6 protein-coding genes are annotated in these 7,686 nt (G+C 71.6%); 5 read left to right on the forward strand and 1 reads right to left on the reverse strand.

Translation table 11 applies throughout. The features are described from left to right. From infB to ABT186_RS47010, 5 genes are all read left to right on the forward strand, one after another. A partial coding sequence (gene infB / locus ABT186_RS46990; protein WP_351930564.1) for a translation initiation factor IF-2 occupies window positions 1-2,671 on the forward strand: 2,671 nt, incomplete at its 5' end. 297 nt (window positions 2,672-2,968) lie between these two features. After that, a complete protein-coding gene (locus ABT186_RS46995; protein WP_351237865.1) occupies window positions 2,969-3,262 on the forward strand; it encodes a DUF503 domain-containing protein in 294 nt (97 codons plus the stop codon). 38 nt (window positions 3,263-3,300) lie between these two features. Beyond that, window positions 3,301-3,753, forward strand: a complete 453-nt coding sequence (rbfA, locus tag ABT186_RS47000; protein WP_351237864.1) for a 30S ribosome-binding factor RbfA — start codon at window positions 3,301-3,303, stop codon at window positions 3,751-3,753. Further along, a complete protein-coding gene (gene truB / locus ABT186_RS47005) occupies window positions 3,750-4,655 on the forward strand; it encodes a tRNA pseudouridine(55) synthase TruB (protein ID WP_351237863.1) in 906 nt (301 codons plus the stop codon). The genes rbfA and truB overlap by 4 nt, the downstream gene beginning before the upstream one ends. Window positions 4,656-5,027: 372 nt before the next feature. Then, the gene (locus ABT186_RS47010) at window positions 5,028-5,981 is read left to right on the forward strand and encodes a bifunctional riboflavin kinase/FAD synthetase (RefSeq protein ID WP_351237862.1); all 954 of its coding nucleotides are present in this window, start codon (window positions 5,028-5,030) and stop codon (window positions 5,979-5,981) included. 219 nt (window positions 5,982-6,200) lie between these two features. Here the strand turns inward: ABT186_RS47010 and ABT186_RS47015 are convergent. Continuing rightward, on the reverse strand, window positions 6,201-7,686 hold a 1,486-nt coding region (locus ABT186_RS47015; protein WP_351930566.1), incomplete at its 5' end, for a MinD/ParA family ATP-binding protein.

The raw sequence follows: 7,686 nt of genomic DNA on the forward strand, positions 1-7,686 counted from the left end.
CCCGGGTGCCCGTCCCGGCCCCGGTGCCCCGAAGCCCGGTGGCCGTCCGGCCGCGCCCGGCCAGGGCCAGGGTCAGGGTGGCCCCCAGGGCGGCCGTCCCGGCGCCCCGCGTCCGGGTGCCCAGGGTCCGCGTCCGGGTGCCCGTCCGGCCGGTCCCCGTCCGGGCAACAACCCCTTCACCTCCGGTGGCTCCACCGGCATGGCGCGCCCGCAGGCGCCCCGTCCGGGCGGCGCCCCGCGTCCCGGTGGCCACGGCGCTCCCGGTGCCCCGGGTGCCCCGCGTCCGCAGGGCGCGGGCCAGGGTGGTCCCCGTCCGCAGGGTGCGGCCGGTGGCGGTCCGCGTCCGCAGGCTCCGGGCGGTCCCCGTCCGACTCCGGGCGGCATGCCCCGTCCGCAGGGCGGTCCGCGTCCCGGCGGCGGTCCCGCCGGTCCGCGTCCGAACCCCGGCATGATGCCGCAGCGTCCCGCTGCCGGCCCGCGTCCTGGTGGCGGCCCCGGTGGCCGTGGTCCGGGCGGTGCGGGTCGTCCCGGCGGCGGCGCCGGTCGTCCCGGTGGCGGCGGCTTCGCCGGTCGTCCCGGTGGTGGCGGCGGCGGTGCTCGTCCGGGTGGCGGCGGCTTCGCCGGTCGTCCCGGTGGCGGTGGCCCCGGCGGCGGTGGCGGCGGCTTCGGCGGCGGCCCCGGCGGTGGCGGCGGCGGTCGTCCCGGCTTCGGCGGACGTCCGGGTGGTCCGGGCGGCCGTGGTGGCACGCAGGGTGCGTTCGGCCGTCCCGGCGGTCCGGCGCGTCGTGGCCGCAAGTCGAAGCGGCAGCGCCGTCAGGAGTACGAGGCCATGCAGGCCCCGTCGGTCGGCGGCGTGATGCTGCCTCGCGGCAACGGCGAGTCCATTCGCCTGTCGCGCGGTGCGTCGCTCACCGACTTCGCGGAGAAGATCAACGCCAACCCGGCGTCCCTCGTCGCGGTCATGATGAACCTGGGCGAGATGGTCACGGCCACGCAGTCCGTCTCCGACGAGACGCTGCAGCTCCTCGCCGGCGAGATGAACTACACGGTTCAGATCGTCAGCCCCGAGGAGGAGGACCGCGAGCTGCTCGAGTCCTTCGACATCGAGTTCGGCGAGGACGAGGGCGACGAGGAGGACCTGGTGGTCCGCCCGCCGGTCGTCACCGTCATGGGTCACGTCGACCACGGCAAGACCCGACTGCTCGACGCCATCCGCAAGACGAACGTCATCGCGGGCGAGGCCGGTGGCATCACCCAGCACATCGGTGCCTACCAGGTCGCGACCCAGGTCAACGGCGACGACCGGGCGATCACCTTCATCGACACCCCGGGTCACGAGGCGTTCACCGCCATGCGTGCCCGTGGTGCGAAGTCGACCGACATCGCGATCCTCGTGGTGGCGGCCAACGACGGTGTGATGCCTCAGACGGTCGAGGCCCTGAACCACGCCAAGGCGGCCGACGTGCCGATCGTGGTCGCGGTCAACAAGATCGACGTCGAGGGCGCGGACCCGACCAAGGTGCGCGGTCAGCTGACCGAGTACGGCCTGGTGGCCGAGGAGTACGGCGGCGACACGATGTTCGTCGACATCTCCGCCAAGCAGGGTCTGCACATCGACAGCCTCCTGGAGGCGGTCATCCTCACCGCCGACGCCGCCCTGGACCTCCGGGCCAACCCGAACCAGGACGCGCAGGGCATCTCGATCGAGTCCCGCCTCGACCGCGGCCGTGGCGCCGTGTCGACGGTCCTCGTCCAGCGAGGCACGCTGCGGGTCGGCGACACGATGGTGGTCGGCGACGCGTACGGCCGCGTCCGGGCGATGCTCGACGACAACGGCAACAACGTGGCCGAGGCCGGCCCGTCGACGCCGGTCCAGGTCCTGGGTCTGACCAACGTCCCGGGCGCCGGAGACAACTTCCTCGTGGTCGAGGAGGACCGTACGGCCCGCCAGATCGCGGAGAAGCGCGCCGCCCGCGAGCGCAACGCGGCCTTCGCGAAGCGCACGCGCCGCGTGTCCCTGGAGGACCTGGACAAGGTGCTGAAGGCCGGCGAGGTCCAGCAGCTGAACCTGATCATCAAGGGCGACGCTTCTGGTTCGGTCGAGGCACTGGAGTCCTCCCTGCTCCAGCTGGACGTCGGCGAAGAGGTCGACATCCGCGTCCTGCACCGCGGCGTCGGTGCGGTCACGGAGTCGGACATCGACCTGGCGATGGGCTCGGACGCCATCGTGATCGGCTTCAACGTGCGCGCGGCCGGCCGTGCGGCGCAGATGGCCGAGCGCGAGGGCGTGGACGTCCGGTACTACTCGGTCATCTACCAGGCGATCGAGGAGATCGAGGCGGCCCTCAAGGGCATGCTCAAGCCGGAGTTCGAGGAGGTCGAGCTCGGTACGGCGGAGATCCGCGAGGTCTTCAAGTCGTCCAAGCTGGGCAACATCGCCGGTGTCCTCATCCGCTCGGGCGAGGTCCGACGCAACACCAAGGCCCGCCTCATCCGCGACGGCAAGGTGGTTGCGGAGAACCTCACCATCGAGGGCCTGCGTCGCTTCAAGGACGACGTCACCGAGATCCGCGAAGGGTTCGAGGGCGGTATCAACCTCGGCAACTTCAACGACATCAAGGTCGACGACGTCATTGCGACGTACGAGATGCGCGAGAAGCCGCGGTCGTAAGGCCGACGGTTTCCTGCTGGCCGACGGGACATGGTTCCCGTCGGCCAGCGTGCCGTGTACCGGGGGCTGCCGCCCCCGGACCCCGCTTCGGCCTGAACGGTCTCGTCCTCAAGCTCCCCCAAGCTCTTCGAGCAGGGGGGACCCCGGACGGGCTGGTCGTGGCCGGACTCGGCCCGGCTGCAGGGCTGTGAAAACCCCGTCGAGCCGTTCCGGTGTTCGTTGTACGGTTTTCGTGTCCCTGCCCATGCCGACGGCGGGGCCATCGATCCCGTACCGGCGGGTCATCCGGACACACACATGTACGTGGGGACTTTGTCCTTCGACCTCCTCCTCGGCGACGTACGGTCGCTGAAGGAGAAGCGCTCCGTCGTCCGCCCGATCGTCGCCGAACTCCAGCGGAAGTACGCGGTGAGCGCGGCCGAGGTGGATCACATGGACCTCCATCGGCGGGCCTGCATCGGCCTTGCGATGGTCTCCGGCGACGCGGGGCACCTGACCGACGTACTCGATCGGTGCGAACGGCTGGTCGCCGGACGCCCCGAAGTGGATCTGCTGTCCGTCCGACGGCGCTTCCACGGCGACGACGACTGACCCAAGAACACAGACAGGAAAGAACGGGAGACGGACCAGTGGCCGACAACGCGCGGGCGAAGAGGCTGGCGGACCTCATCCGAGAGGTGGTGGCCCAGAAGCTGCAGCGCGGGATCAAGGACCCGCGGCTCGGCACGCACGTCACCATCACGGACACCCGGGTGACGGGCGATCTCCGGGAGGCGACCGTCTTCTACACGGTGTACGGGGACGAGGAGGAGCGGAAGGCCGCGGCCGCCGGTCTGGAGAGCGCCAAGGGCATCCTGCGCTCCGAGGTCGGACGGGCCGCGGGTGTGAAGTTCACGCCGACCCTCGCCTTCGTCGCGGACGCCCTTCCGGACACCGCCCGGAACATCGAGGACCTCCTCGACAAGGCGCGCGCCTCCGACGAGAAGGTGCGCGAGGCGGCCACGGGCGCTTCGTACGCCGGTGAGGCCGACCCGTACAAGAAGCCCGGCTCCGAGGACGAGACGGACGACACCGCCGAATGACCCAGCAGCACTCCACGCCCGACGGCCTTGTCATCGTCGACAAGCCGTCGGGCTTCACTTCGCACGACGTCGTCGCCAAGATGCGCGGGATCGCGAGAACGCGGCGCGTCGGGCACGCCGGGACCCTGGACCCCATGGCGACCGGCGTCCTCGTTCTCGGCGTCGAGAAGGCGACCAAGCTCCTCGGGCACCTCTCGCTGACCGAGAAGGAGTACGTCGGCACGATCAGGCTCGGCCAGACGACGGTCACCGACGACGCCGAGGGCGAGATCACGGCCTCCACCGACGCATCGAAGGTCACCCGTGACGCGATCGACGCGGGCATCGCCAAGCTGACCGGCGACATCCTGCAGGTGCCGTCCAGGGTCAGCGCCATCAAGATCAACGGCGTTCGGTCGTACAAGCGGGCACGGGAGGGCGAGGAGTTCGAGATCCCGGCCCGGCCGGTCACCGTCTCCTCCTTCGCGGTGTACGACGTCCGCGACGCCGTCGCCGAGGACGGAACCCCGGTGCTCGACCTGCTGGTGTCCGTCGTCTGCTCCTCCGGCACGTACATCCGGGCGCTCGCCCGCGATCTGGGCGCGGACCTGGGCGTCGGCGGACACCTCACCGCGCTGCGGCGCACCCGTGTCGGCCCCTACAAGCTCGATGCCGCACGCACCCTGGACCAGCTCCAGGCGGAGCTGACCGTGATGCCGATCGCCGAGGCCGCCGCGGCCGCGTTCCCGCGCTGGGACGTGGACGGCAAGCGGGCCCGGCTGCTCACGAACGGGATGCGCCTGGAGATGCCGGACGAGTACGCGGGCGCCGGCCCCGTTGCCGTGTTCGACCCGGAGGGCCGGTTCATCGCGCTCGTGGAGGAGCTGAAGGGCAAGGCGAAAAGCCTGGCCGTGTTCGGCTGACGCGCTGTCTCCGGCCGATGTCTTCGCCCGTGGAGCGGCGGTCACGGGGATTGCAAGCCGCCGCTCCACGGTCCCCCTCGGTTCCCCCCACAGAGGTGTATCCACTCCCACTCGCCTATTCACCCCATCGAGCGGGCGCTCGGAGTGAACCGAGGGAGCGGAAGGGGGCGCGTTCGCGCAGCCGGGCTATGGGGCGGCCGTGCGTAACTCAGTCCAACCGGCGTTTCACCGGAGCGACCACCGCCACCGGCGGCATTGCGTGCCGCCGGTCACAGGCACCCATGCCGATGCGGGCCCAGGCGACCCGGCATGGCACCCTTAGACCTGCGCATGAGGCAAAGACGGACACGGGTTCGACAAGGAGCGGTCACAGTGCAGCGCTGGCGTGGCTTGGAGGACATCCCCCAGGACTGGGGGCGCAGCGTCGTCACCATCGGCTCCTACGACGGAGTACACCGCGGTCACCAGCTGATCATCCGGCATGCCGTGGAACGCGCCCGTGAGCTGGGCGTTCCCTCCGTCGTGGTCACCTTCGACCCGCACCCCAGCGAGGTCGTGCGCCCCGGCAGCCACCCGCCGCTGCTGGCCCCGCACCACCGCCGCGCCGAGCTGGCGGCCGAGCTGGGCGTCGACGCGGTCCTCATCCTTCCCTTCACCACCGAGTTCTCCCGGCTCTCGCCCGCCGACTTCGTGGTCAAGGTCCTGGTGGACAAGCTGCACGCCAAGGCCGTGGTCGAGGGCCCGAACTTCCGCTTCGGCCACAAGGCCGCCGGAAACGTGGAGTTCCTGGCCGAGTTGGGCAAGACGTACGACTTCGACGTCGAGGTGGTGGATCTCTACGTGTCCGGTGAGGCCGGCGGCGGCGAGCCCTTCTCCTCCACCCTCACCCGACGGTTGATCGCCGAGGGCGACATCGAGGGCGCGCGCGAGATCCTCGGGCGGCCGCACCGGGTCGAGGGCGTGGTGGTACGCGGCGCCCAACGCGGCCGCGAGCTCGGCTTCCCGACCGCCAACGTCGAGACCCTCCCGCACACCGCGATCCCGGCCGACGGCGTCTACGCCGGCTGGCTGCACGTCGGGGGCGAAGCGATGCCGGCCGCGATCTCCGTCGGCACGAACCCGCAGTTCGACGGCACCGAGCGGACCGTGGAGGCGTACGCCATCGACCGGGTGGGACTGGATCTGTACGGGCTGCACGTCGCCGTCGACTTCCTGGCGTTCGTCCGCGGCCAGGCCAGGTTCGACTCGCTGGACGCCCTGCTGGAGCAGATGGCGGAGGACGTGAAGCGCTGCCGGGAGCTGACCGCGGCGTACGAAGCGGGCTGAGCACTCCTGCCGAGCAGTCCTACGGAAACGGGTCGGCCCGCGCCATCAGGCGCGGGCCGGCCCCCTATGACAACAAGAGGCCCCCCCCCCGGGGGGGTGTGGTGTTGCGCGCCGGGGGGTCTGGCCGGGGGGGTTCCGTGGGTTCTCGCCCTTGCCGCCGCGCCTCTAGTCCCCTCGGGCGCCCCCGCCCCCCGGCGGGGGCCCCCCGACCCGTTTTCCCTACTGCTGCCCCGGCTCCGGCTGCGGCGGGTAGGGCTGCTGCGCGGGCGGGTACGGCTGGCCGGGCTGCTGCGGCTGGCCGGGCTGGGCGCCGGGCTGCGGATAGGGCGGCCGACCCGGCGGCGGGTACCCCTGGGCGGGCTGCTGCGGCGGGTGCGGTTGCTGCTGCGGGATGGTGCCGGGCGCGGGCTGACCGGGGATCTGCTGGCCCGGGATCTGGCCCTGCATGGGCTGTCCGGGGTACTGGCCGGGCATGGGCTGCCCCGGTACGGGCCCGCCGGGGATCTGGCCCGGGAACGGCTGGCCGGGCAGCGGCGGGGCGGCCACCGGCGGCTGGTTGCCACTGCCGTCCGACGTCCACAGGCCGTGCGACTGCTGGTGCCGGACGATGTCCTCGGCGACCATCGCGGCCAGCGTGAAGTACGCCTCCCGCACCTTCGGCCGCATCATGTCGAGATCGACTTCGGCGCCCGCCGCCAGGTGCTCGTCGAACGGCACGACCACGACACCGCGGCACCGCGTCTCGAAGTGCGCGACGATGTCCTCCACCTTGATCATCTTTCCGGTCTCGCGCACCCCGGAGATGACGGTGATCGACCGCGAGACGAGATCCGCGTACCCGTGCGCGGACAGCCAGTCCAGCGTCGTGCTCGCGCTGCTCGCACCGTCGACCGACGGCGTCGAGATGATGATGAGCTGGTCGGCGAGGTCGAGCACCCCGCGCATGGCGCTGTAGAGCAGACCGGTACCCGAGTCGGTGAGGATGATCGGGTACTGCTTTCCGAGGACGTCGATGGCGCGCCGGTAGTCCTCGTCGTTGAAGGTCGTGGAGACGGCCGGGTCGACGTCGTTGGCGATGATCTCCAGGCCGGAGGGGGCCTGCGACGTGAACCGCCGGATGTCCATGTACGAGTTGAGGTACGGGATCGCCTGGACGAGGTCACGGATGGTGGCGCCGGTCTCGCGGCGCACACGGCGGCCCAGCGTACCGGCGTCCGGGTTGGCGTCGATCGCGAGGATCTTGTCCTGCCGCTCGGTGGCGAGCGTGGAGCCCAGCGCGGTGGTCGTGGTCGTCTTGCCGACGCCGCCCTTGAGGCTGATGACGGCGATCCGGTAGCACGACAGCACCGGGGTGCGGATCAGCTCCAGCTTCCGCTGCCGCTCGGCCTCCTCCTTCTTGCCGCCGAGCTTGAACAGACCACCGCCGCCTGCCGGACGGCTGCTCTTCGCCTTCTGCTTCTTGTTGTTGAGCAGCCGGTCGGAGGACAGCTCCACCGCGGCGGTGTAACCGAGGGGCGCGGCACCGGGGTTGGTCGGCTGCCGCTGGTCGTGCTGTACGGGCTGCGGCCAGGCGGAACCGACGCGGGGGTCGACCGGGGGCTGCGGCTGGGCGGGCGGCTGCGGGAAACCGTAACCGTCGGGCTGCGCCTGGACGTTGGGCGCGGGCGGCTGCGGGAAGCCATAGCCGGACTGGGGGGCCGGGGGC

It is taken from the genome of Streptomyces sp. NPDC001634 (assembly GCF_040298185.1).
Classification (GTDB): Bacteria; Actinomycetota; Actinomycetes; order Streptomycetales; family Streptomycetaceae; genus Streptomyces.

What these genes read in the sequence shown, in the direction of transcription:
- ABT186_RS46995 (WP_351237865.1), top strand. Translation starts at nt 2,969, where the DNA reads ATGTACGTGGGGACTTTGTCCTTCGACCTCCTCCTCGGCGACGTACGG.
- truB (WP_351237863.1), top strand. Translation starts at nt 3,750, where the DNA reads ATGACCCAGCAGCACTCCACGCCCGACGGCCTTGTCATCGTCGACAAG.